This is a genomic window from Microbacterium sp. AK031 (assembly GCF_024807145.1).
Lineage (GTDB): Bacteria > Actinomycetota > Actinomycetes > Actinomycetales > Microbacteriaceae > Microbacterium.
In genome coordinates this window covers 15802-39088 of the sequence record NZ_JANUCA010000003.1, presented here as the reverse complement: position 1 = coordinate 39088, position 23287 = coordinate 15802, and the positions used below count along the sequence as shown (strand labels likewise).

Here is a 23287-nt window from a genome sequence, read left to right as displayed (position 1 = left end):
ATTCCGGATTCCGTCGGATGCGGATCGGCGCGGTGGCCACCCTGGCCGCAGCGGTCATGGTCCTCACGGCGTGCAGCGGCGGCACCGGCGGAAACGGCGGTGACGGGGGCGACTCCAGCGAGATCACGATCGCGCTCGGTGAAGAGCCCAGGACGCTGGCCAGCTGGAACGCCTACTCCAACGACGGGCATCCGATCCTCCGCAACGTCGGCGAGGCGCTCCTCAACCGCGACCCGGAGACGGCGGAGCTCGTCCCCGAGTTGGCCACCGAGTGGTCGCAGGTCGACGATCTGAACTGGTCGTTCACGCTCCGCGAGGGTGTCAAGTTCCACAACGGGAAGGACTTCAACGCACAGGCGGCCGCCGACGCGCTGAACTACGTCCTCGACGCGGACAACGCGTTCCCGATGCGTACCTTCCTCGGCCCGAACGTGACGTTCACTGCCACGGACGAGTTCACGCTCAACGCGGAGACCGAGACGCCGGATCCGATCCTTCCGACCCGGCTGTACTTCGTCACGATCCCCGAGCCGAGCCAGATCAAGGATGACCCTGCCGCGTACGAGACCAACCCCATCGGCACCGGACCGTACAAGTTCGTGTCGTGGGAGCGTGGCCAGAACATCGTCCTGGAGGCCAACCCCGACTGGTGGGGTCTGACCGACACCGACGACGCGCGCGGCACACAGGAGATTCAGAAGGCGACCTACCTCTTCCGTCCCGAAACGGCGGTCCGAGCAGCGATGGTCGGACAGGGAGAGGCGGACCTCGTCAACCGGATCACGACCGAGCAGTGCGACGATTCTCCGAAGTGCGAGTCGACACCCACGGTGGAGATGGTGCTCCTGCGCCTCGACACTCCCAACCCGACTCTGGGCGACCTCCGCATCCGACAGGCGATCTCGATGGCGTTCGACAAGGACGTCGTGATGAACGACCTCGGCGGCGGCGGCGATCTGTTCGGCCAGATCGTCGGCTCTGCGGCCGTCGGTTACGCGGACCTCGAACCGTACCCGTACGACCCGGAGAAGGCGAAAGAGCTCGTCGCGGAAGCTGCGGCGGATGGCGTCGACGTCACTGTGCCTCTGCAGGTCAATGCCCGCGAGGGATACATCCTGCGCGCCAACGAGCAGATCCAGTACATCGCGGACCAGCTCGTCGCCATCGGACTCACAGGAGCCACTTCCGGGATGTATGAGACAGCGGCCTTCGAGGAGCAGTGGACGATGGGATACGACAACATCCCCCCCGAGCGCGGTCTGCTCGGCCTCCAGCAGCACGGCAACGAGCTGATGGACTTCTCCCAGAGCATCGCAGGTTACTACAGCTGCGATGGGGCGACCTCCGCGTTCTGCGACCCTGAGCTCGACAAGATGTATGTCGAGGCCAACGCCGCGACGGGTGATGACCGTCAGGCGAAACTGGCCGCGATCGCCGAGTTCGTCTACGACGAGGTTCCGGTCATCCCCATCGGCGCCCCGAGCTTCAACTTCGGGCTCGTGGAAGATCTGAACTGGACACCCCGCATGGACGGGTTCATCCTCCTCAAGGAGATGACCCGCAGCTAGACCCCGGGGCTGCCCGGCAGTTCCGCCGGGCAGCCCCATCCACTCTTACGCAGCACCTCTACGCAAGGACTTCACATGACTTTCATGAATCCCCTCCTCGACGCCTGGAAGAACGGCAAGAAGACCGTCGGCGGCTGGTGCACTCTGCCCGGATCGTTCGCCGCCGAGGTCATCGGACGGCAGGGGCTGGACTACGTCTGCGTAGATCAGCAGCACGGCATGATCGACGACTCGACGGCCTTCCCGATGCTGCAGGGCATCACAGCCGCCGGCGCCATCGGAATAGTGCGGGTGCGATGGAACGAGCCCGCCGCCATCATGTCCGCGCTGGACGCGGGCGCCTACGGCGTGGTCATCCCCATGATCGAGACTCCGGAGGATGCCGCCGCCGCCGTGCGCGCATGCCGCTATCCTCCCCGCGGTCAGCGCTCGTACGGTCCGATCCGAGTCCGCGACGTCTTCGGATCCACCGACCCCGATGTGATCGACAACATCGCCTGCATCATCATGATCGAGACGGCCGAAGCCATGGCCCGTCTCGACGAGATCGTGGCTGTTCCGGGCGTCGACGCCGTGTACATCGGCCCCAGCGACCTTGCGCTCGCGCTCGGCGAGAAGCCGGGCACAACCTCTCCCGTGCTCCAGGAGGCGATCGACAAGATCGTCGCCGCATGCCGCAAGGTCGGCATCGCCGTCGGTATCCACACCGGTGCCGGCGATGTGGCCCGGGGCTACCTCGACCAGGGACTCGACTTCGCGACCATCTTCTCCGACGCCGGATTGCTCGCCTGGGCGGTCCAGCAGCAGGTCGCCGCTGTCGGAGACCTCACCGCGGACTCCACCGAGCCCGCCGCACCTTCCGTCTACTGACCCTCCACCTCCAGAGGAGCTGCTCATGCTGGCCAAATACATCGCCAAGAGGCTGCTGCACGCCGTCCTGGTGCTGCTGGCCGTCCTCGTCGTCGTCTGGGTTGTCGTCACCCAACTCGGCGACCCGGCCCGGCTGATCCTTCCGCCGTCCGCGAGCGAACAGCTCTACCTGGATACGCGAGAGGCCATGGGGCTGAACGAACCGATCCTGGTCCAGTTCTGGAGCTCGTTCTCGGGCTGGGTCGTCGGCGATTTCGGCAACTCGGTGTGGCAGAACGTCCCGGCGCTCGGGCTCGTGCTGCAGCGGCTCCCTGCGACGCTGGCGCTCACTGCCCTGACGCTCGTCATCGCAGTGCCACTCGCCCTGGCGCTCGGCATCCTATCGGCCCTGCACCCGGGCAGCTTCCTCGACCGGGTGCTGACGACGATCTCGCTGGCCGGCGTCTCGATCGCCGATTTCTGGCTCGGGCTGATGCTGATCCTCTTCTTCGGCGTGCAATTGGGGTGGCTGCCCACATCGGGGTACGGCGGCCTGGAGTATGCGATCCTCCCGGCCGCCGCCCTGGCGTTTCGGCCACTCGGCCGACTCGCGCAGGTGGCCAGGTCCACCCTCGTGGAGGAGATGAAGAAGCCCTACATCGTGACGCTGCGCGCGCAGGGGATGCCGGAGAGCAAGATAGTACGCCGCCACGCGCTGAAGAACAGTCTGATCCCGATCATCACCGTCGGAGGCGACGAGCTAGCCTCGTTCCTCAACGGCGCCGTCGTGATCGAGATGATCTTCGCTTGGCCGGGCGTGGGAAGCCTCTTCATCCAGGCGATCGAACGCCGAGATCTCCCGCTCGTGCTCGCGTGCGTCTTCGTGATCGCCGCGCTCGTCATCTTCGTGAACCTCGTCATCGACCTCGCCTACGCCTGGATCGATCCGCGCGCCGCCCTCACCGGAGGCTCGACGAGACGAGGACGACGCAAGCGTGCAGAGACGCTGTCGGCCGCACCCGCCCAGGCCTCCCCTACCATCGCCCGCTCCGAAGAGGAGCTCGAGGCGCGCAGCACCGAGAAACTCTGACGCTGTCGTACCTGCATCACCATGAAAGGAACACCAGTTCGATGACTTCCCAAGGCCCGCTCAGCGGTATCCGCATCCTCGACTTCACCGAGCGCATGCAAGGACCATACGCCACCCAGATGCTGGCCGACATGGGCGCCGACGTGATCAAGGTCGAACGCCGCGTGTCGCTCACCCCCGACGGACGCCCCGACGACCGCTACGGCGAGAAAGGTCTCTACGGCAAGGACCACGAGGACTCGAAGACGTACTCCGCCGGCTTCCTCGCATCCAACCGCAACAAGCGCAGCATCACGGTGGATCTGAAGTCGCCCGAGGGGCTCGCCATGATCGAGCGCCTGCTGCCGACCGTGGACGTCGTCTATGAGAACTTCCGTCCCGGAGTCATGGAGCGACTGGGAGTTGGATACGAACGGTGCGCCGAGTTCAACTCCTCCGTCGTCTACGCCTCTGCCACCGGCTACGGCCCGGACGGTCCTTATGTGAAGCGGCCCGGTCAGGATGTCCTCGTCGAGGGTCTGACCGGATGGGGGCGGATAAACGGGGATGCGACAGGTCGTCCGGTTCCCGTCGGGACAGCCATCGCCGACACGCTCGGGGCCATGAACGGCGCCTTCGCCGTCGCATCTGCGCTCTACCACCGCGCACTAACCGGTGAAGGCCAGCACGTGCACGTGAACCTGTTCGACAGCGCGCTGGCCGCACTCGCCGAATGGGGCCTGCACTTCATGAACACCAAGGAGGGCGAGCCCCAGCGGCGGCCGGCCTCGCACGCCAGTCCGTACACTCCCCCGCCCTATGGCTTCTACAAGACGGGGGATGGCTACATCGCCCTTTCGAGCGGACGGCAGATCTCCCAGCTGAGCCGCATCCTCGGCATCGACGATCTCAGCGTCGACCCACGCTTTTCGACCTACTGGCCGCGGTTCGACAACCGGGAGCTCTTCAGTGCGATCATCGAAGAGGCACTGTCGCACAAGACGACCGCCGAATGGCTGGCGCTGATGGAGCCTGAGGACATCTTCGCCGCCCCTGTGAACACCTTCGAGGAGGCCTTCACTGATCCGCAGGCGCTGCACAACGAGATGATCGTCGAGTTGCCCACCCCGATCGGCCCGATGAAGTTCTTCGGTGTCCCCTACAAGCTCGACAAGACGCCGGCGAGCGTGCGCACTGCTCCCCCGCTACATGGCCAGCACACCGACGAGGTGCTCCGGGAATTCGGTTTCACCGATGCGGAGATCGAAACCCTCCGGGAGCAGAAGGCCATCTAGGGCCCCTGCACCCTACCCACACCACTTACTCAGAGGAAAGGCCAGACCATGGCAAAAATCGCGATGCTCCACACCAGCTTCGTCTTCTTGAACATCGACACGCAGATCCAGGACCTGGTGTCGGATCTCATGCCCGGCGATGAGCTCATCCATTTCGTCGACTCGGAGGTGCTCGCCGACGTGGTCCGCGACGGGGGGATCAGTGAGTCCAGCCAGGACCGAATGATGCATCTCGCGCAGGCTGCCGAACGCGCTGGCGCCGACGTGATCTTCTCCGCCTGCTCGTCGCTCGGCCCGGCCATAGACGCCGCCAAGCAGCACGTGCACGTCCCGATCATCAAGGTCGACGACGCCATGACCCGGGATGCGGCGGCGGCCGGCGGCACGATCGGCGTCCTGGCCACCGTACCGACGACGCTAGGACCGACCGCCGACCTCATTCGCGGCCACGGCACTGCGGCCACGAAGGATCTGACAGTCATAGAGAAGCTCGCCGCAGGGGCATTCGACGTGCTCATGACGGGCGATCGGGCGAAGCACGATGAGATGGTGAAGGCGGCCGCACAGGAGCTCCTCACACAGGGCGTGGACCGCATCGTCCTGGCCCAGGCCTCAATGGCGCGTCTCGCCGAAGAGCTCCAGGAGTCGACTGGGGTTCCCGTTCTCGCCAGCCCGAGACTGGGCGTACAGAACCTCGCAGAGTTCGTCCACCCGGCGGCCTAGCCACGAGTGCTTCGAAGGGGTTCCGTGCTCATGCGCGGAATCCCTTCGTTTACTCAGGAACTACCGCCCCGGCAACGCCACCCCGGCAACGCCACCCCGGGCAGGGCATCGATCCAGTCCAACGACGGCACCGTCGGCACGGTCGGAGCGTACTCGCAGGCGATGAGCCCGTCATAGCCCGCCGCATCCAGCGCACCGAGCACACTGTGGAAGTCTGTCGTCCCCGTCCCAGGCTGCCCGCGTCCCGGGGTGTCTGCGATCTGGACGTGACCGATCTTCGCGGCGTGCGCGCGAGCCACCGCCACGAGATCGTCTCCGTTGTTGCTCAGGTGGAAGGTGTCGTAGAGCAGCCCGATACGTCCTCCATCGGTTCGGGCGGCGACGGCATCCACCACCACGACTGCCTGGTCGCCCGTCTGGATCGGGTACCGATCGACGCCGCTCAGCGGTTCGATCAGAATCATCCCGCCCAGCGGGGCGAGCGCATCGGTCGCGAACGTCAGATTGTCAAGAGCTGTCTGCGCGTGCACGGCCGGAGAGACATCCGGCAGTTCGGCTCCGTACAGGGCGTTGAAATGCCGACATCCGGTGCGCTGTGCGATATCGACGATCACTTCCACGTTGCCGCGGAACTCCGCCTCCCGACCGGGGTGCGACGCGACGCCGCGCATCCCCGCGGCCATGTCCCCGGCGAAGAGGTTCAGTCCTGTGAGACGGGCCCCGGATGCCCCCACCACCCCGAGGAGCTCCTCGAGCTGAGCCTCCGAAGGGACGGCATCCGCGAACGGCCACCACGCCTCGACGGCGCGGAAGCCGGCATCCGCGGCAGCCGCGAAGCGATCGAGGAACGGATGCTCCGTGAAGAGGAGCGACACATTGGCGGAGAGTTCGTACGACGTGTTCACCATGATCCCGGATCGCTGCGCCGCCGGGCTCAGCTGTGCAGTCCCCGGAGCAGACGGTAGAACTCCGCCTTGCCTTCGAGGCCGATCCCGAGACGGTCGCCGGGAGCGATGCGGCTATTCGAGATGACCGCGTCGTCGGCGAAGCCGCCGGTGGGCTGGAACTCCCCTGGATAGGACTCGTTGCCGCCGAGCTTCAGCGCTGCAGCGATGTGCAGGGAGAACTGGTGACCGCCGTGGGGGACGCACCGGCGCGAGGACCAGCCGTGCCGGGCGAGCTCGTCCTGCACGCGGCGGTATTCGGTGAGCCCATAAGCGAGCGTCGGGTCGACCTGGATGTAATCGCGATCGGGGCGCATTCCTCCATAGCGCAGCAGGTTGCGGGCGTCGTGGACCGAGAACAGGTTCTCTCCCGTGGCGATAGGCGGCGCGTAGTGCTCGGAGAGTGTGGCGTTGAGGGCGTAGTCGAGCGGATCCCCGACCTCTTCGTACCAGAAGAGGCCGTAGGGCTCGATAGCCTTCCCATATTCGAGTGCGGTCGTGAGGTCGAACTTGCCGTTGACGTCCACCGCGAGCCGGGAGCCGTCGCCGCCGAGCACATCGATGACAGCTTCGATGCGGGTGATGTCCTCCGCCAGGTCCGCACCGCCGATCTTCATCTTCACGACGTCGTAGCCGGCATCTAGGAAGACCCGCATCTCGTCCTGCAGATCGCCGATGCTCTTGCCCGGTACGTAGTACCCGCCCGCCGCATACACGAAGACGTCCTCGTCCGGATCCCCGTCGCCGTAGTTGTCGGAGATCCATCGATACAGGGGGACCCCGGCGATCTTCGCAGCGAGGTCGTGCAGCGCCATGTCGATGACGCCTACCGCCACGGACCGCTCTCCATGTCCGCCGGGCTTCTCGTTGCGCATAAGGAGTTGCCATGCCTTGGCCGGCGATATCTGGCCGTCCTCGGCGAGGAGCGAATCGGGTTCGGCGCCGAGTAGGCGGGGCAAGAAGCGGTCCTTCATGATCGCGGTCGCGTTGTAGCGGCCGTTCGAGTTGAAGCCGTAGCCGACCACCGGCTTGCCGTCGACGATGACATCACTCACCAATGCCAGAATCGTGCAGTCCATCTTCGAGAAATCGATGAAGGCGTTCCTGATCGACGAACTGATGGGGATTGTGCTGGCGTAGGCGGAGGTGATCTTCATTGATAGTCCCTTCGATGCATCTTATAAATTACATCTGAGGCTATACTGCCTACTTCCGGACCTCAACGATCACCCAGGAATCTATGCTCACGACCGCCATGTTCTCAAGCAAGGCCGCACTCGCGTACTCCGAGCTCCGGCGACTCATCCTCACAGGAGAGCTCCCTCCTGGGGTTCGTCTGTCGCAGGATGAGCTCGCCGACTCGATGGACATGAGCATTACGCCGTTGAGAGAGGCGATCCGCCAACTGGGCAGTGAGGGCCTTGTCGTGATGGCGGCCCACCGCGACGTCCGGGTCTCCGAGGTCAGCGCCGACGAGGCGCGGCAACTACTTCAAGTGCGGCTTGCCCTCGAGCCGTACGCTACCCGCCTCGCCGCTGAACACCGAACCGACGAGAGCCTGAGCATCATGTCCACGGCCGCCGAACGACTGCTGCCTGTCAATCGCCAATCGGGCGAGGAGGCCATCCAGGCTCATCGTGCCTTCCACCGTGCAGTGTATGTCGCATCCGGAAACCGCGTCATGACTCGGATGCTCGACGAGGTGTGGGACAAATCCGACAGGTATCGCCGGCTCGGCTTGTCACTCCCGGAGGGCGACAGCCCTCGCACGCGGGATCTCAAGCAGCACCACGAGATCCTGAGCGTGGTAACAAGCGGAGACGGCGCAGGCGCCGAACGGCTCGCGCGTACACACGTCGAACAAAGCCTCGCCGTGACAGTCCTCGGCACCTTGGATCCACCTGCGAAATGAGTGACGCTAACACCGCGAGAGGGATCTCGCCACTTCGGTAGGATCGCAGTGTGCCTCTCGTCGTCACTCTGCCTGCCCAACACTTCATCGACGACCTCGGCCCGCTTCCACCGGAGGTCGAACTTCTCCTCTGGGACTTGGACTCACCGGCGCCGCGCGAACGCCTCGATATCGTCGTTCCGCCTTACATGGGCTCAAGCAAGGTGCTCTCTGCTCTCGCGGGGCTCGACGTCGGTCTCGTTCAGGCGCAAACGATCGGCTATGACGGGATCGGCGAGAAGCTGCCCGCCGGCATCCCGTTCGCGAATGCCGCGAGCGTGCACGAGACCTCGACCGCCGAGACCGCGCTCGCCCTGACGCTGGCCGCGCAGCGCCAGTTCCCCCGCTTCGTGCTGGCTCAGCAGCGCGGCGAATGGTCTCCGGTCTTCGCCGAGAGCCTCGCCGACCGACGCGTACTGCTGATCGGCTTCGGCGGTGTCGGCGAGGCGATCGCCCTGCGCCTGGAACCGTTCGAGGTCGAACTGACCGTCGTCGCCCGTACCGCGCGCCCTGTCTGGCACGAACGGCTCGGACGCGTGCAGGTGCACGCCATCGACGAGCTCGCCGATCTGGTACCGAATGCCGAGGTCGTGGTGCTCGCGCTGCCCGGTGGCGACGAGACGCGCCACCTGTTCGACGAACGGATGCTCGCGCTCATGCCCGACGGTGCACTCATCGTGAACGTCGGCCGCGGCACGCTCATCGACACCGACGCCCTAGTGCTGCAGAACGGTCGCATCCGCGCCGCGCTGGACGTCATGGATCCGGAGCCGCTTCCGGCGGAGCATCCGCTCTGGAAGACCGAGGGGGTGCTCATCTCGCCGCACGTCGGCGGCGCCTCGACCGCCATGAACCCGCGCATCGCGAAACTCATCCGCAGACAGATCGAGCGGATGCTGCGCGGCGAAGACCCCGTGAACGTCGTGATCGGCGGCTGAGCCGCCGAACCGATTCGATACCGGCGCTCGCACAGCTGTAAGCGCTTGCAGTAGGCTCGTCGCATGACAGAGCTTGAGCAGTTCGCCGCCCCCGGAGCAGAGTGGTGGCGCAGCGCCGTCATCTACCAGATCTACCCGCGCTCGTTCGCGGACGCATCCGGCGACGGCATCGGAGACCTTCCGGGCATCACGAGCCGCCTCGATTCGTTGAAGGAACTCGGCGTCGACGCCATCTGGCTGAGTCCGTTCATGACCAGCCCGCAGAAGGATGCCGGCTATGACGTCGCCGACTACCGCGATGTCGACCCGATCTTCGGCACGCTCGCCGACTTCGACGAGATGATCGCACAGGCGCACGCCCGCGGCATCCGCCTCATCGTCGATCTGGTCCCGAACCACTCCTCCGATCAGCACGTCTGGTTCCAGGAAGCTCTCAAGGCCGGTCCAGGCAGCCGCGAGCGCGCGCGCTACGTCTTCCGCGACGGCAACGGTGTGAACGGCGAGCTTCCGCCGAACAACTGGGAGAGCGTCTTCGGCGGCGGCATGTGGGAGCGGGTGACCGAAGCCGACGGCACACCCGGCCAGTGGTACCTGCACATCTTCGACCCGACCCAGCCCGACTTCGACTGGACGAACGAAGAGGTCAAAGAGGAGTTCCGCTCCGTCCTGCGCTTCTGGCTCGACCGCGGGGTCGACGGTTTCCGCGTCGACGTCGCGCACGGCATGGTCAAGGAAGCCGGGCTTCCGGACTACGCCCCGGTGGCGGATACCGACTCGATGGGCGGCGGCGAGGCCAGCGTGCCCTACTGGGGCCAGGACGGCGTTCACGACATCTACCGCGACTGGCACAACGTGCTCGCGGAGTACGACGGCGACCGCGCCCTGTGCGGCGAGGCGTGGCTGCCGACTCTCCAGCAGACCGCGCTCTGGGTGCGTCCTGACGAGATGCACCAGACGTTCAACTTCCCCTACATGATGACCGCGTGGGATGCCGAGCGCATCCGCGACGTCATCCGTGAATCACTCGACGAGTTCGGCAAGGTAGGGGCTCCGAGCACCTGGGTGCTGTCCAACCACGACGTCGTCCGGCACGCATCACGCCTGGCGCTCACGGCCGACAACCCGCAGGGCGAGGGGATCGGCCCGAAGTCGGCCGGCAAGCCCGACCCTGTCGTCGGCCTGTCCCGCGCACGCGCCGCGACGACCGTTATGCTCGCGCTGCCCGGCTCCTCGTACCTCTACCAGGGTGAAGAACTCGGCCTCCCTGAGGCCATGGAGATCCCGGACGAGTTCCGCCAGGACCCGACCTGGTACCGCACGAACGGCGAGCGGTACGGCCGTGACGGTTGCCGCGTGCCGATTCCGTGGGAGGCGTCCGCGCCCGCCTTCGGGTTCAATGATTCCAGCGACTCGTGGCTGCCGCAGCCGGCCGAATGGGCGACGTTCGCCCGCGACGTCGAAGAGGCGGATGCCACGTCGACCCTGAACCTGTACAAGCAGCTGCTCCGGCTTCGCCGTGAGCGCGCACTGGGGACCGGATCGCTCGTGTGGGAAGATCTCGGCGAGACGGCGGTCGCGTTCCGCCGCGGCGACCTGCGTGTCGCGGTGAACATCGGAACCGAGCCGTTGGAGCTCGGCGACGACGTCACCTTCGTCGTGCAGAGCCAGCCGTTCGAGGGCACCGCGCTGCCGGTTGACCACGCCGCCTGGTACACCAAGGCCTGAACGCATTCCTGGGATCGAGTGACATGGTGAGCATCGATGAGGTCGCGAGACTGGCCGGCGTCTCCACGGCGACGGTCTCGCGCGCCCTCAGCGGTCGCGGCCATGTCTCCGCGGCATCGCGTGACCGTGTGCTCGCGGCCGCGCAGTCCCTCGGTTATGTCGTGTCGTCGCGCGCCTCGTCGCTCGCCTCCGGTCGCACGCGCAACATCGGTGTGGTCGTGCCGTTCCTGGATCGCTGGTTCTTCAGCACCGTGCTCTCCGGGGTCTCCAGTGCGCTGATGCGCGAGGGCTACGACATCACGCTGTACAACATCACGGCCGACAAGGATGTGCGGGGGAACGTCTTCGACACGGCGCTGCGGCGCCAGCGCGTGGATGCCGTGATCGCCGTGTCGATCGAACTCGACGATGCCGAGACGACCCGTCTGCTCGAACTCGGCCTCCCGGTCATCGCGATCGGCGGACCGAACCCGAAGCTCGACACCCTCACGGTCGACGACGGTGCGGTGGCGCAGCTGGCGACCGAGCATCTCCTGAGCCTCGGCCATACGGAGATCGCACACATCGGCGCCAACCCAGAATTCGACATCGACTTCCACATCCCCACCCGGCGTCGACTCGGCTTCGAGAAGGCGCTTGCGGATGCCGGGATCACCCCGAAGCCCGCGTTCCTCGAGCCGGCCGACTTCACGATCGAGGGCGGCTATCGCGCTGGGAAACAGCTGCTCGGGCGGCCGGGACCACGGCCGACCGCGGTCTTCGCGGCATCCGATGAGATGGCGATCGGCGCGATCCTCGCCGCGCGCGATCTCGGCTTCCGCGTGCCGGAGGACCTCTCCGTCGTCGGCATCGACGGCCACGAGCTGGGTGAGTTCTTCCAACTCACGACGGTCGATCAGTTCCCGCTCGCCCAAGGGGAGCGCGCCGCATCCGCTGTGCTGGCGAAACTCGAAGATGCCCTGGTCTCCCCCACACCTGGCGCGCTGCCCTACGAACTCATCGTGCGCGGCACGACCGCCAGGGTCTGACCGGCCCCGAGCTGTCAGCGGCGACGCTGTGCGGGGAGGTCGATCGGTCCGGTGACCGACAGCTCGTCCTCCCAGACCTCGATTCCGCGCACGCCGGGGAGTCGCGCCTTCGTGAAGACAGGATCCAGCCCCTCGCGGCGCTGCTGCGTGTAGTCCTTGAGGAGCCGGAAGGCGACTCCCGAGAGCAGGGCGATGGCGACGAGGTTCACGATCGCCATGAATCCCATCGCTCCGTCGGCGAAGTTCCAGACGACATCCGCCGACACGATCGCGCCGGCGAAGACGGCTGCGACCGAGAAGAGGCGGTACCCGAGCAGCACCTTGCGACTCGACGTGATGAATTCGACGTTGGATTGGCCGTAGTAGTAGTTGCCGAGGATCGAGCTGAACGCGAGCAGGAAGATGATGACGATGAGCAGGATGTTCGACCACCCGCCGAGCGCGCTCACGATCGCGCCCTGCGTCAGGCCGATTCCCCGCTCCGCGCTCGCGAGGTCGGGCACCGACACCAGGATGATGAACGCGGTTATCGAGCAGATCAAGAACGTGTCGAAATAGACGCCCAGCGTCTGGACGAGACCCTGCTTGACCGGGTGCGTGACAGCGGCGCTCGCTCCTGCATTCGGCGCGGAACCGAGGCCGGCCTCATTCGAGAACATGCCGCGCTTCACACCGGTGAGGATGATGTAGCCCAGCGTCGCGCCGACGACCTCGTTCGGACCGAAGGCCTGGGTGAAGATGGTCGCGAAGACCTCAGGAAGGCGCTCGATGTTCATCGCGACGATCACGAGCCCGAGGAGCAGATACAGCAGCGCCATAAGCGGGACGAGGGCCTGCGTGACGGACGCGATACGGCGGACGCCGCCGAAGATGACGAGTGCCATGAGCACGGCGAGCGCCGTGCCGGTCACCCAGGGCAGCCAACCCGTTGCCGCGCCGCCGAGGCTGCCGGCGACGGTCGCCTGAATGGTGTTGGCCTGCAGTGAGCTGAACGCCACGGGGAAGCAGATGATGAGGATGACCGCGAAGAGGATGCCCATCCAACGGGCACCGAGACCGCGCTGCATGTAATACGCCGGACCACCGCGGAAACCGTCGGCGTCACGCGTCTTGTACAGCTGCGCCAGCGACGACTCGATGAACGCGGATGCGCCGCCGACGAACGCCATCAGCCACATCCAGAAGACCGCGCCGGGGCCGCCGATGGCGATCGCCGTGCCCACGCCGGCGATATTGCCGACGCCGACCCGCGATGCAGCAGATATCGTGAAGGCCTGGAACGCCGAAACCGACTGCGGCTCACCCGTATCCTTGCGCGGCGTCCGATCCTTCAGCGTGCGGAGCATCTCGGGTATCAGCCGGAACTGCACCACACCGGAGCGCACCGTGAAGTACAACCCCAGCAGCACGACGATCGGCAGCACCAGCCAGGTCCACAGGTTGTCGCCCCAGGTCAACAGCCACTCATTCACAGCATCCATTCAGACAGTATGTCGTGGATGGTGTTTCTTGGCCATGAACCTCGAGCCCATCTTCCCCGTGAGGGAGGCGTATGGATCCCGTTAGGATCCTGTCGAGCACGTCGGCGCTCGCGTAGCGTTCCCTGTTGTGGTTCGAACCGACTTCTTCGCGCGTGCGCGTCGCCCGAAACAGCGACATCTTGCTCCGGCACAGGCGATAGCGATCGGTTTCGGGTCGGCGATCATGATCGGGACCATCCTGCTGATGCTGCCGATCTCCTCAGCGGCAGGCAGGTGGACCGGTCTGATCGACGCTTTGTTCACCTCGACGTCCGCGGTGTGCGTCACGGGACTCATCGTGGTGGACACGCCGGTCTATTGGAGTCCGTTCGGCAAGCTCGTGATCCTGCTGCTGATACAACTCGGAGGTCTCGGGATCATGCTGTTCGCCTCGCTGATCGGACTCGCACTCGCGCGCAAGCTGTCCGTGCGCTCGCGGGTCATCACGGGCACGGAGACCAAGACGACCGGCAGCGGAGACATGAAACGCATAGCGACCGGCATCCTGGTGACGACCCTGTCGATCGAGGTCGCCGTCGCTGTGCTCCTCTTCGTGAGATTCACGACGGGATACGGCTACGAACCCGCCCGCGCCGCGTGGCACGCCGTCTTCCACGCGGTCTCGTCATTCAACAATGCCGGATTCGCGCTCTACAGCGACAGTCTGATGGGATTCGTCTCCGATCCATGGATCTGCCTTCCGATCTGTGCGGCGATCATCCTCGGTGGCCTCGGTTTCCCGGTGCTGCGCCAACTGCGCAAGGAGCTGCGCCGACCGCTGCACTGGACGATGAACACCCGCATCGTGCTGTGGGCGACGGGCACGCTGCTCGTGGTCGGAACGGCGTACGTCCTGGTGATCGAGTGGAACAACCCGGCGACGCTCGGTGCTCTCGACCCCGGCTCCCGTATTCTGGCCGGATTCTTCCACGCAGTGCAGTCGCGCACGGCCGGATTCAACTCCGTCGACACGTCCGGGCTGCACGACGAGACGTGGCTCGGCACCGACGTTCTGATGTTCATCGGCGGCGGACCTGCCGGGACCGCGGGCGGGATCAAAGTGACCACTTTCGCTGTGCTGTTCTTCATCATGTTCACCGAACTGCGCGGCGGCACCGCCGTGAACGTGTTCGGCAAACGTCTCTCCCGCGCCGTTCACCGCGAGGCGATCACGGTCGTGCTCGTCGCGCTGGGCGCCGTCATGGCGGCGGTGATCGCCATACTCGCGATAACCGATCTCGACCTCGACCGGGTGCTGTTCGAAGTCGTGTCTGCGTTCGGGACCGTGGGGATGTCGACCGGTATCACGGCCGATCTTCCAGAGGCGGGCCAGCTCATCCTGGTGCTGCTCATGTTCCTGGGCCGGCTGGGGCCGTTGACACTCGGTTCGGCGCTGGCTCTGCGGGAGCGGGCGACCGCGTACGAACTCCCCAAGGAACGTCCGGCGATCGGATGACCCTTCTCCGACACACGCGTCATCGAAAGGACCGCATATGACCAGATTCCTCTCCTTCGGGCAGGACGCCCGAAGGATCGCAGAAGCCGACTCGGTGGCCGTGATCGGGCTCGGCCGATTCGGAACGTCCCTCGCCGTCGAATTGATGGGCTCGGGGACGGAGGTGCTCGGCATCGACGCGGACGAGGACGTCGTGCAATCGCTCAACGGCGTGCTCACACAGGTGGTCCGCGCCGACTCGACGCGACTGGAAGTGCTGCAGCAGCTCGCGATCGGCGAGTTCGATCGGGTCGTTCTCGCCATCGGCAGCGACATCACCGCCTCGATCCTCACGGCATCACTCCTGCTTCAGCTCGACGTGCCCGTCATCTGGGCGAAGGCGGTCGACGAACGGCACGGTGCAGTTCTCGAGCAGCTCGGCGTGCACAAGGTCATCTATCCGGAGAAGGACATGGGGCGCCGGGTCGCGCACCTGGTCCGCGGCGCGGCCGCAGACTATCTGGAGATCGACGAAGGCTATGCGATCGTCAAGTCGTTCGCACCTCAGCTGCTCCACGGCATCACGCTCGCCGAAGGTGCGGTTCGTCATACGCACGGCGTGACGATCGCTGCCTATCGCGGAGCGAAGAGATCTTGGGAGAACGCTGAGGCGGACACCGTCCTGCATGAAGGCGACCTCGTCCTCGTGGTCGGCCCGACGACCGACGTGGAGCGGTTCGCGCAGCTTCGCTGAGCGACAACGAAGCCGACCAGACCGACTAGACTGCCAGACCGACTAGACTGCCAGACCGACTAGACTGGGGTTTCGGAGTGTCGGGAAGCCTGGTCGACGTCCCTATCAGTCGACCAGAATGGCCTCCATGTCACCCACTTCTCCGCGCTTCCCCCGTGTTCGCAGCATCTTCCCCTCGGCATCCCGAGAGGAATCGATCCGCGTCACCGAGATCCTGCGCAAGGAGACGGTCGGCGGCATCCTGCTGGTCGTCTTCGCAGCCGTCGCGCTGATCTGGGCCAACTCGCCCTGGGCCGATTCCTATTTCGCGATCCGCGACTTCGAGATCGGCTACGAGCCGTGGCACCTGAAGCTCTCGCTGGGCGCATGGGCGGCGGACGGCCTGCTGGCGATCTTCTTCTTTCTCGTCGGACTCGAACTCAAACGCGAGTTCGTCGCCGGCGACCTCCGAAAGCCCAGTACTGCCATCGTGCCGATCGTCGCCGCCGTGGGAGGCGTCGTGGTCCCCGCGCTCGTGTACGTGGCCGTGGTGGGCACGACCACCAGTGAAGCCCGTGGCTGGGCGATTCCGACAGCGACCGACATCGCGTTCGCTGTCGCCGTTCTCGCGCTCATCGGGTCGCATCTGCCCAGCGCTCTGCGGATCTTCCTGCTGACGCTCGCCGTCGTGGACGACCTCATCGCGATCGGGATCATCGCTATCTTCTACACCGAGTCCATCGAGCTCGTGCCGCTGCTGTTCGCGCTGGTGGCGATCGCCGTGTACGGCGCGATAGCGCAGCGCTTCCGACAGTTCTTCCATGTACGCCCGGGGGCCGCATGGCTGATCCTGCTGCCGATCGGGTTCGCCGCCTGGGGGCTGATGCACGCCTCGGGGATCCACGCTACGATCGCCGGCGTGCTGCTCGGATTCACGATCCCGGTGCTGCACAAGAAGGCGGATCGATCCGACGATGCCGGACCCGGGCTGGCAGAGCTCTTCGAGCACCGATTCCGCCCGCTGTCCGCGGGGTTCGCCGTTCCGGTGTTCGCATTCTTCTCCGCCGGGGTCGCGATCGGCGGCACGGACGGATTCGTGTCCGCACTCACGGATCCGGTGCTGATCGGGATCGTCCTCGGTCTCGTGGTCGGCAAGCCGCTCGGCATAACGGTCGCGACCTGGCTCATCACCCGGATCCGCCGCATCAACCTGGATCCGTCCTTGCGCTGGATCGACATCACCGGCGTCGGCATTCTCGCCGGCATCGGATTCACCGTCTCGCTCCTCGTCGCCGAGCTGAGCTTCGCCGCCGACAGCCCGCACTACGACCACAGCAAGGTGGCGATCCTGACGGCATCCGTCCTGGCGGCAGTACTCGCCGCAGTTCTGCTCGGGCTGCGCAACCGGCGCTATCGCAAGTTCGCGGATGCGGAGAGGTCGGCCGACTCCGAGGCGTGAGAGCGGATCACTGCACCTTCGCCTTCCGCCACCACCGCCAGGTGCCGGCAGCGGCGGCGACGCCGACCGGAAGCGCGACGAGCAGCCGCGGCACCGTCACCTCGTCCGCGAGCTGTGGTCCACCGAGCCCGGACCACAGCCCCGGCGTGGGCGTGACCAACAGGGCTCCGAAGGTCTTGTCGGTGAATTCGGTGGTGGTCATCCGTGCATCTCCGGGCGGATCATCTCGAGCGCGGCGACGATGCGCTGCCCCAGTGCGTCGTCGCCGGCTGAGGCGTCCCATTCGAGGAGCGCCGACATCACGGCGCCGAGGCACGCGCCCGCCGCGACCACACTCTCCTGCCTCGACGTACCCTGCGAGATCGGAGCGTCGACGATGAGCGCCTCCGTCCGCTGGGTGTTCTGCCACGCACGCGCGCGCAGAGCAGGATGCCCGGCCATGATCACGATCCTCGCCCTGGTCTCATCGCTCGTCCCGGGCGGCACGGACTCCCACGCCGTCAGCAGCCCGCGCCGCACACGCTTCATCCAGAACATCTTCCTTCGTCGAGAAGTGCCGGAAGAAGGTCATGTGCGAGACTCCGGCATCCCGTGCGATCTCTTCGACGGTCACCCAATCGAAACCGCACTCAGTGAAAAGGCGCAGAGCGCTTACCCGAAGCCATTGCGAGGGACTGAACGAGTGTTTATGATACTGAATGTGCGTTCAGTCACCGAAGATCTCACCACCCGGGCACGGATCCGGGATGCGGCTGTCGTGCGCTTCGGACAGCACGGATTCGCGGGCGCGAGCCTGCGCGCGATCGCACAGGACGCGTCCGTGAGCGCCGCGCTCATCCTGCATCACTTCGGCAGCAAAGAGGGACTCCGGGAAGCCTGCGACACACACGTGGTGGCGACTTTCGTCTCGGAGCGCGACGACTTCATGGGTCCAGACGCGGCACGACTGATGCGGGAGGCCCTGGACGCGCCGGACCACCGCGCCCCCGCGCTGGATTATCTCGCCCGCATGCTCATCGACGATTCACCGGCATCCGGTCGACTCTTCGACGCGTTCCTGGCCGGCACTCGGCAGACGCTCGAGAGTCAGATCGCGGCCGGGGTGATGCGCGAGCAGGCCGACCTGGATGTGACGACGGCGTACCTCACGCTGTACGGACTCGGGCCCATCGTCCTTCGGCACCATCTCGCGCGCACATTCGGCGAGAGCGGCCTCACGACCTCTCTGCTGGAACGGTCCACCATTCCGGTGCTCGAGTTGTACACGCATGGCCTCTACACGGACGATCGCCTTCTGGTCGCCGCGAAGGAAGCACTGTCGGCTCGGGTCGGGCCTCGCTCGGACAAGGGCGAGAACAATCCGAATCAGGACCCGGATCCTCCACGCTGACCGCCGGTCCTCGCATCCGCTCCGTCGACAGGAGCTGAACATTCGCACGCGTCATCCTCGCGGACGGACCGGACCGGGCGGGCGCGTCCTTTTGAGGACCACAGCGAGCACATCATCGTCCATGCACGTATGCACAGAGGACTCTTTTCATGAACACCATCGATATTCAGGGGCTCGACAAGTCGTTCGGATCGGTCAAGGCGCTCGATGACCTCGACCTTACGGTCGCGCCCGGAGAGGTCCGAGGCTTCCTCGGCCCCAACGGCGCGGGAAAGTCGACGACGATCCGCGTACTGCTCGGGCTGCTGCGCGCGGACGCGGGAAGAGCCCGCCTGTTCGGCGGAGACCCGTGGACGGCACCGGTCTCACTCCACCGGCGGCTGGCATACGTCCCCGGCGACGTCGCACTGTGGCCGAACCTCACCGGCGGCGAGGCGATCGACTACCTGTCGCGCCTGCGCGGCCGAACGGACGAACGGCGCAAGCGGGAGCTGCTCGAGCGCTTCGAGCTCGACCCCACCAAGAAGGCGCGCACCTATTCCAAAGGCAACCGGCAGAAGGTGGCGCTCGTCGCCGCGTTCGCGAGCGACGCCGAGCTGTTCATCCTGGACGAGCCGACCAGCGGGCTGGACCCGCTCATGGAGGCCGTCTTCACGGAGCACGTTCGAGAACTGAAGGCCCGCGGAACCTCGATCCTGCTGAGCAGTCACATCCTCAGCGAGGTGGAGAAGGTCTGCGACACGGTCACGATCATCCGCGCCGGTCACGCTGTGGAGTCCGGCACATTGAGCAGCCTCCGCCGCCTCACGCGATCGCGCGTCATCGCCGTGGTCCCGAGCTATGACGGCTCCCTCGCCATGCTCGACGGCGTGCACGATCTGAAAGCCGAGGAAGTCGAGGACGGCACGCGCCTGAGCTTCGACATCGACGACGCCATGGCCGGTGAAGTGCTCACGGCACTCGCGCGGCTCGGGATCAGGTCGCTGATCTCCACACCGCCCTCACTCGAGGAACTGTTCATGCGGCACTACGGCGACGAGATCGCCGCACTCGAGACCGAGACGTCGCGATGAGCACCGCGCTCGAGACCCGGCGATCCGCTCGGGTCCAGACCGACCCGCCTCTCGCGGGCCTGTGGCAGGTGTGCCGGCACATCGTGCGTCGCGACCGGGTGCGGATGACCGTGTGGGCGGCGTCGATGACGCTGTTCGTCGTGTACTTCACATTCGCACTCACCACCGTGTTCGACGAAGCGGCGCTGGCCGCCCGCGGTACGGTGATGTCCACCCCCAGCGGCATTGTGATGGGCGGTCCCGGTTACGGCCTGGACGACTACACGCCCTCCGTGGCCATGGCGAACGAGGGCATCACCTGGCTGGTGCTGTCGATGGCGATCATGAGCATCCTCCACGTCGTACGCCACACGCGCGCCGGAGAGGAGAACGGTACGGCAGAGCTCGTCCGCGCGAGCACCGTCGGCCGGAACACCACGGCGGTCGCCGCCATGCTGACACTCACCGGCCACCTGCTCGTGATCGCGGTGCTGGGCACCGGAGGGTTGGTCCTGGTCGGCGAAGACGTGCCGGTGGCGGATGCATTCGCCATGATGCTCGGCAGCGTCCTGGCCGCCCTCGTCTTCGGTACGGTCGCGCTCGTGACATCGCAGGTCACCGCGCATTCCCGCGGGGCGAGGGGTACCGCGCTCGCGGTGTTCGCCGTCGCCTTCGTGGTCCGCGCAGCGGGAGACCTTCAGGAAACAGGGGGCTCGGTGCTGTCATGGTTCTCGCCCATCGCGTGGGCGCAGCAGATGCGCTCGTTCGTCGATCTGAGGTGGTGGCCGCTGCTGCTTCCGGTGGCCGCGACGGCCCTGCTGCTCGTGGTTGCGGCGCAGCTCGCTCGTCGACGCGATTTCGGTGCCGGTCTGATGGCCGGACGGCCGGGACCCTCAGGCGCCTCGACGCTGCTCAGGTCGCCGTTCGCGCTCGCGTGGCTGCAGCAGCGCGGTGCGACGCTGTGGGCCGCGCTCGCGATGGCGTTGCTGTGGTTCGGCGCCGGAACGATGATGTCGACGCTCAACGAGATGGTCGCCGATCTGGTCGATGAGAATCCGGTGCTCGCCGCGATGTTCGGATCCGAACCGTCGGCGTTCACGGAATCCTTCCTGGGCGCGATGGTGATGTTCATCTCCGTCACGGTCGGCGCGTACGCCATCGTCATGGGGCAACGACCCAAAGTCGAGGAGGCATCCGGCCGACTGGAGCTCGCCCTGTCCAACCCGATCGGACGCTGGCGCTGGCTCGCCGCGCAACTGATCGTCGCCGGAATCGGCACCCTGCTTCTGCTGGCAGTCTCGGTGTTCGGGATGTGGGCCGGAGCGGCGCTCGTCGGCATCGAGGATCCGACCTTCGGCGATTTCGTCGTGGTGTGGGCCTCGTACGCGCCGGGCGTGCTGACCCTGCTCGCGCTGACCGCTGCCCTCTACGGGTGGCTGCCGCGCGCGACGAGTGCCGGCTGGGCCCTGCTCGCCTTCATCTTCGTCGCGGACTTCTTCGGGCCGCTGTTCGACCTTCCGGAGTGGGTGCAGGACCTGTCGCCGTTCCACTGGGTGCCGACGGCGTTCGACGCCGACGCCGACATGTCCGGTGTGCTCGGCGTCTCCGCCGTGTGCGGCGTCCTGTTCGCCCTCGCGTTCTGGGGCTTCCGGCGACGCGACGTGGTCAGCAGCTGATCGACATGCGCGCTCTCATCATCACTTTCGGCACCCGTGGCGACGTCGAGCCCTACCTCGCACTCGCCGAACGCCTTCAGGGCGAAGGGCATGAGGCAGTGCTGTGCGCGCCGGAGGCGTACCGCAGCGAAGCCGCACGGTCCGGCATCGGCTTCGCGCCGGCCGCCACCCGCATGCACGAGCTCGTCCGCGACGGCATGTCGACAGCCGCCGGTCCGATGGATGTCGCACGAGCGGCGCGGCAGATGACCGCCGCGATGCGCGACTCCCTCGTGGAGCAGTGGGATGCCGCCCAGCGAGTCGAGCCGACGATCATTTTGTCGCATCCGAAGGCCCTCGGCGGCCTGCACATCGCCGAGCGCCTCGCGATCCCGTTCGCCGCGTCCCTGCCGCTGCCGTTCCTGACGCCGACCGGAGAGTTCCCGATCCCGTTCATGACCGGTCGCCATTCGGAGCGCTGGAACCGGACGACATACCAGTTCAACCGATTCACGGCGATCGCCTACGGCGGCATGATCAACCGCTTCCGCAGGCGACAGCTCGGTCTCGCCCGCGAGAGCCGCTTCAGCGACTTCCTGCATCGCGATGGTGCCGCCGTACCCGTGCTGTACCCGGTCAGTCCGGCGGTCGTTCCACGCCCGCATGATTATCCGGAGTCCGCTCATCTGACCGGATACTGGTTCCGCGCGCGGGGAACGGCGGAGGCGCTCCCTGATGACGTCCTGGCCTTCCTCGACGGCGACGAACCCGTCGTCTACGCCGGCTTCGGAAGCATGGGCTTCGGCAGGCATGCCGCCGATCGGGGCAGGACTGTACTGGATGCCGTGCGCGCTGCCGGTGCTCGGGCGATCGTCGCTCGTGGATGGGGCGGCTTGGAAGCCGAACAGGCCGAAGACCTGCTAGTCGTCGACGAGGTGCCCCACGAACTGCTGTTCCCGCGCGTGTCCGCCGTCATGCATCACGGCGGGTCCGGCACGACGGCGGCGGGACTGCGGGCCGGCCGTCCGACGCTGATCTGCCCAGTACTCGGCGATCAGCCGTTCTGGGGTGAGCGCGTACGTGCACTGGGCGTCGGTCCCGAACCGCTGCCTCTGATGAAGATGCGCGCCGATTCGCTGACGGAACGGCTGACCGACCTGGTCGGCAACGCCGCGTACTCCGAGCACGCTGCGGCGATCGGCGAGCAGATCTCGGGGGAGGACGGCACCGGCAGAGCAGTGCGGATTCTGGAAGAGATCGAAGCCGCCTGAGTCGCGTGCGCCCTCGTCCGAAAGACGGTCGAGGGCGCACGCACGGACGTGTCACGGCAGCGAGATGAGGCCCTGCGTCGCCGTCCTGGCCCTCTCGAACCGCTGCTGCACGTCGTCCCAGTTCACGACCTCCCAGAACGCCTTGACGTAGTCGGCGCGGACGTTGAGGTAGTCGAGGTAGTACGCGTGCTCCCACACGTCCAACTGCAGCAGGGGCGTGACGCCGAGCGGAGCGTTGCCCTGCTGGTCGAAGAGCTGGAAGATCACCGGTCGCGCCCCGAGGCTGTCCCACGCGAGGACGGACCATCCCGAGCCCTGCACGCCGAGCGCCGTGGCCGTGAAGTGCGCGCGGAAAGCGTCGATCGACCCGAAGGAGTCCTCGAGCGATGCGGCGAGCTCCCCCTCCGGAGTCCCGCCCCCGTTCGGCGACATGTTCTGCCAGAACACCGAGTGGTTGATGTGACCGCCCAGGTTGAAGGCCAGGTCCTTCTCGAGCTTGTTCACGTTCGCGAGGTCGCCGCCATCGCGCGCGGCGGCCAGTTGTTCGAGCGCGGTGTTCGCACCCGTGACGTAGGCCTGGTGGTGCTTGGAGTGGTGCAGCTGCATGATCTTGCCGGAGATGTGCGGCTCGAGCGCCGCGAAGTCGTACGGCAGTTCGGGGAGAGAGTAGGGAGCGGGCATG

23 protein-coding genes are annotated in these 23287 nt (G+C 66.2%); 16 read left to right on the top strand and 7 right to left on the bottom strand.

The features are described from left to right. The first annotated feature begins 32 nt into the window (after nt 1-32). The 5 genes from HDC95_RS08215 (at nt 33) to HDC95_RS08195 (ending at nt 5504) form a co-directional block, all read left to right on the top strand. Nucleotides 33-1568 (top strand): ABC transporter substrate-binding protein, encoded by a 1536-nt coding sequence (locus tag HDC95_RS08215; RefSeq protein ID WP_259062892.1) that lies wholly within the window; start codon nt 33-35, stop codon nt 1566-1568. Nucleotides 1569-1643: 75 nt separating this feature from the next. Then, nucleotides 1644-2438, top strand: a complete 795-nt coding sequence (locus HDC95_RS08210; RefSeq protein ID WP_259062891.1) for an HpcH/HpaI aldolase/citrate lyase family protein — start codon at nt 1644-1646, stop codon at nt 2436-2438. A gap of 25 nt (nt 2439-2463) precedes the next feature. Then, the gene (locus tag HDC95_RS08205; RefSeq protein ID WP_259062890.1) at nt 2464-3507 is read left to right on the top strand and encodes an ABC transporter permease; all 1044 of its coding nucleotides are present in this window, start codon (nt 2464-2466) and stop codon (nt 3505-3507) included. A gap of 41 nt (nt 3508-3548) precedes the next feature. Continuing rightward, nucleotides 3549-4781 carry a CaiB/BaiF CoA-transferase family protein gene (locus HDC95_RS08200; RefSeq protein WP_259062888.1) on the top strand — a complete coding sequence of 411 codons (1233 nt, stop codon included), beginning with the start codon at nt 3549-3551 and terminating at the stop codon, nt 4779-4781. Nucleotides 4782-4829: 48 nt separating this feature from the next. After that, a complete protein-coding gene (locus tag HDC95_RS08195; RefSeq protein WP_259062886.1) occupies nt 4830-5504 on the top strand; it encodes an aspartate/glutamate racemase family protein in 675 nt (224 codons plus the stop codon). A gap of 53 nt (nt 5505-5557) precedes the next feature. Here HDC95_RS08195 and HDC95_RS08190 read toward each other — a convergent pair whose 3' ends face one another. Continuing rightward, on the bottom strand, nt 5558-6412 hold the full coding sequence (locus HDC95_RS08190) for a hydroxypyruvate isomerase family protein (RefSeq protein ID WP_259062885.1): 855 nt from the start codon (nt 6410-6412) through the stop codon (nt 5558-5560). A 26-nt stretch (nt 6413-6438) separates the two neighbouring features. Then, nucleotides 6439-7605, bottom strand: a complete 1167-nt coding sequence (locus tag HDC95_RS08185) for a mandelate racemase/muconate lactonizing enzyme family protein (RefSeq protein ID WP_259062884.1) — start codon at nt 7603-7605, stop codon at nt 6439-6441. Nucleotides 7606-7688: 83 nt separating this feature from the next. Between HDC95_RS08185 and HDC95_RS08180 the strand changes: the two genes are divergently transcribed. From HDC95_RS08180 to HDC95_RS08165, 4 genes are all read left to right on the top strand, one after another. Then, entirely contained in the window at nt 7689-8360 is a 672-nt protein-coding gene (locus HDC95_RS08180; protein WP_259062883.1) for a GntR family transcriptional regulator, read from the top strand. Between the two features lie 50 nt (nt 8361-8410). Next, nucleotides 8411-9337: a 2-hydroxyacid dehydrogenase gene (locus HDC95_RS08175; protein ID WP_259062882.1), complete on the top strand. Its 927-nt coding sequence runs from the start codon at nt 8411-8413 to the stop codon at nt 9335-9337. A 63-nt stretch (nt 9338-9400) separates the two neighbouring features. Beyond that, complete coding sequence (locus tag HDC95_RS08170; protein WP_259062881.1) at nt 9401-11062, top strand: glycoside hydrolase family 13 protein; 1662 nt, start codon at nt 9401-9403, stop codon at nt 11060-11062. A gap of 23 nt (nt 11063-11085) precedes the next feature. Then, a complete protein-coding gene (locus tag HDC95_RS08165) occupies nt 11086-12090 on the top strand; it encodes a LacI family DNA-binding transcriptional regulator (RefSeq protein ID WP_259062880.1) in 1005 nt (334 codons plus the stop codon). Nucleotides 12091-12104: 14 nt separating this feature from the next. On the opposite strand, the gene HDC95_RS08160 is transcribed toward HDC95_RS08165, so the two are convergent. Then, the gene (locus tag HDC95_RS08160; RefSeq protein WP_259062879.1) at nt 12105-13571 is read right to left on the bottom strand and encodes a sodium:alanine symporter family protein; all 1467 of its coding nucleotides are present in this window, start codon (nt 13569-13571) and stop codon (nt 12105-12107) included. 223 nt (nt 13572-13794) lie between these two features. Between HDC95_RS08160 and HDC95_RS08155 the strand changes: the two genes are divergently transcribed. The 3 genes from HDC95_RS08155 (at nt 13795) to nhaA (ending at nt 17237) form a co-directional block, all read left to right on the top strand. Then, the gene (locus HDC95_RS08155; RefSeq protein WP_259063152.1) at nt 13795-15066 is read left to right on the top strand and encodes a TrkH family potassium uptake protein; all 1272 of its coding nucleotides are present in this window, start codon (nt 13795-13797) and stop codon (nt 15064-15066) included. Between the two features lie 37 nt (nt 15067-15103). After that, nucleotides 15104-15799, top strand: coding sequence for a TrkA family potassium uptake protein (locus HDC95_RS08150; protein WP_259062878.1), 696 nt, complete (start codon nt 15104-15106; stop codon nt 15797-15799). Between the two features lie 118 nt (nt 15800-15917). Continuing rightward, nucleotides 15918-17237: a Na+/H+ antiporter NhaA gene (nhaA, locus tag HDC95_RS08145; protein ID WP_259062877.1), complete on the top strand. Its 1320-nt coding sequence runs from the start codon at nt 15918-15920 to the stop codon at nt 17235-17237. Between the two features lie 7 nt (nt 17238-17244). On the opposite strand, the gene HDC95_RS08140 is transcribed toward nhaA, so the two are convergent. From HDC95_RS08140 to HDC95_RS08130, 3 genes are read right to left on the bottom strand one after another with little or no spacing between them, the layout of a single operon-like run. After that, entirely contained in the window at nt 17245-17439 is a 195-nt protein-coding gene (locus tag HDC95_RS08140; protein WP_259062875.1) for a hypothetical protein, read from the bottom strand. Beyond that, the gene (locus HDC95_RS08135; RefSeq protein ID WP_259062873.1) at nt 17436-17765 is read right to left on the bottom strand and encodes a hypothetical protein; all 330 of its coding nucleotides are present in this window, start codon (nt 17763-17765) and stop codon (nt 17436-17438) included. Before HDC95_RS08135 ends, HDC95_RS08140 begins: the two co-directional genes overlap by 4 nt. Beyond that, nucleotides 17701-17850 carry a TetR/AcrR family transcriptional regulator gene (locus HDC95_RS08130; protein ID WP_259062872.1) on the bottom strand — a complete coding sequence of 50 codons (150 nt, stop codon included), beginning with the start codon at nt 17848-17850 and terminating at the stop codon, nt 17701-17703. The genes HDC95_RS08135 and HDC95_RS08130 overlap by 65 nt, the downstream gene beginning before the upstream one ends. Before the next feature lie 87 nt (nt 17851-17937). Here HDC95_RS08130 and HDC95_RS08125 point away from each other — a divergent pair, with 87 nt between their 5' ends. From HDC95_RS08125 to HDC95_RS08110, 4 genes are all read left to right on the top strand, one after another. Continuing rightward, on the top strand, nt 17938-18627 hold the full coding sequence (locus HDC95_RS08125) for a TetR family transcriptional regulator (RefSeq protein ID WP_259062871.1): 690 nt from the start codon (nt 17938-17940) through the stop codon (nt 18625-18627). Between the two features lie 149 nt (nt 18628-18776). Then, nucleotides 18777-19700: an ABC transporter ATP-binding protein gene (locus tag HDC95_RS08120; RefSeq protein WP_259062870.1), complete on the top strand. Its 924-nt coding sequence runs from the start codon at nt 18777-18779 to the stop codon at nt 19698-19700. Continuing rightward, entirely contained in the window at nt 19697-21355 is a 1659-nt protein-coding gene (locus tag HDC95_RS08115) for an ABC transporter permease (RefSeq protein ID WP_259062869.1), read from the top strand. Before HDC95_RS08120 ends, HDC95_RS08115 begins: the two co-directional genes overlap by 4 nt. Before the next feature lie 5 nt (nt 21356-21360). Next, entirely contained in the window at nt 21361-22605 is a 1245-nt protein-coding gene (locus tag HDC95_RS08110) for a glycosyltransferase (protein ID WP_259062868.1), read from the top strand. 51 nt (nt 22606-22656) lie between these two features. Here the strand turns inward: HDC95_RS08110 and HDC95_RS08105 are convergent, their stop codons facing one another. Beyond that, entirely contained in the window at nt 22657-23286 is a 630-nt protein-coding gene (locus HDC95_RS08105; protein ID WP_259062867.1) for a superoxide dismutase, read from the bottom strand. Between the last annotated feature and the right edge of the window lies 1 nt (nt 23287).

Coding starts and splice junctions, on each gene's coding strand:
- HDC95_RS08210 (WP_259062891.1), top strand. CDS start 1,644: ATGACTTTCATGAATCCCCTCCTCGACGCCTGGAAGAACGGCAAGAAG.
- HDC95_RS08205 (WP_259062890.1), top strand. CDS start 2,464: ATGCTGGCCAAATACATCGCCAAGAGGCTGCTGCACGCCGTCCTGGTG.
- HDC95_RS08200 (WP_259062888.1), top strand. CDS start 3,549: ATGACTTCCCAAGGCCCGCTCAGCGGTATCCGCATCCTCGACTTCACC.
- HDC95_RS08195 (WP_259062886.1), top strand. CDS start 4,830: ATGGCAAAAATCGCGATGCTCCACACCAGCTTCGTCTTCTTGAACATC.
- HDC95_RS08190 (WP_259062885.1), bottom strand. CDS start 6,412: ATGGTGAACACGTCGTACGAACTCTCCGCCAATGTGTCGCTCCTCTTC.
- HDC95_RS08185 (WP_259062884.1), bottom strand. CDS start 7,605: ATGAAGATCACCTCCGCCTACGCCAGCACAATCCCCATCAGTTCGTCG.
- HDC95_RS08180 (WP_259062883.1), top strand. CDS start 7,689: ATGCTCACGACCGCCATGTTCTCAAGCAAGGCCGCACTCGCGTACTCC.
- HDC95_RS08170 (WP_259062881.1), top strand. CDS start 9,401: ATGACAGAGCTTGAGCAGTTCGCCGCCCCCGGAGCAGAGTGGTGGCGC.
- HDC95_RS08165 (WP_259062880.1), top strand. CDS start 11,086: ATGGTGAGCATCGATGAGGTCGCGAGACTGGCCGGCGTCTCCACGGCG.
- HDC95_RS08160 (WP_259062879.1), bottom strand. CDS start 13,571: ATGGATGCTGTGAATGAGTGGCTGTTGACCTGGGGCGACAACCTGTGG.
- HDC95_RS08155 (WP_259063152.1), top strand. CDS start 13,795: ATGATCGGGACCATCCTGCTGATGCTGCCGATCTCCTCAGCGGCAGGC.
- HDC95_RS08150 (WP_259062878.1), top strand. CDS start 15,104: ATGACCAGATTCCTCTCCTTCGGGCAGGACGCCCGAAGGATCGCAGAA.
- nhaA (WP_259062877.1), top strand. CDS start 15,918: ATGGCCTCCATGTCACCCACTTCTCCGCGCTTCCCCCGTGTTCGCAGC.
- HDC95_RS08140 (WP_259062875.1), bottom strand. CDS start 17,439: ATGACCACCACCGAATTCACCGACAAGACCTTCGGAGCCCTGTTGGTC.
- HDC95_RS08135 (WP_259062873.1), bottom strand. CDS start 17,765: ATGAAGCGTGTGCGGCGCGGGCTGCTGACGGCGTGGGAGTCCGTGCCG.
- HDC95_RS08120 (WP_259062870.1), top strand. CDS start 18,777: ATGAACACCATCGATATTCAGGGGCTCGACAAGTCGTTCGGATCGGTC.
- HDC95_RS08115 (WP_259062869.1), top strand. CDS start 19,697: ATGAGCACCGCGCTCGAGACCCGGCGATCCGCTCGGGTCCAGACCGAC.
- HDC95_RS08110 (WP_259062868.1), top strand. CDS start 21,361: ATGCGCGCTCTCATCATCACTTTCGGCACCCGTGGCGACGTCGAGCCC.
- HDC95_RS08105 (WP_259062867.1), bottom strand. CDS start 23,286: ATGCCCGCTCCCTACTCTCTCCCCGAACTGCCGTACGACTTCGCGGCG.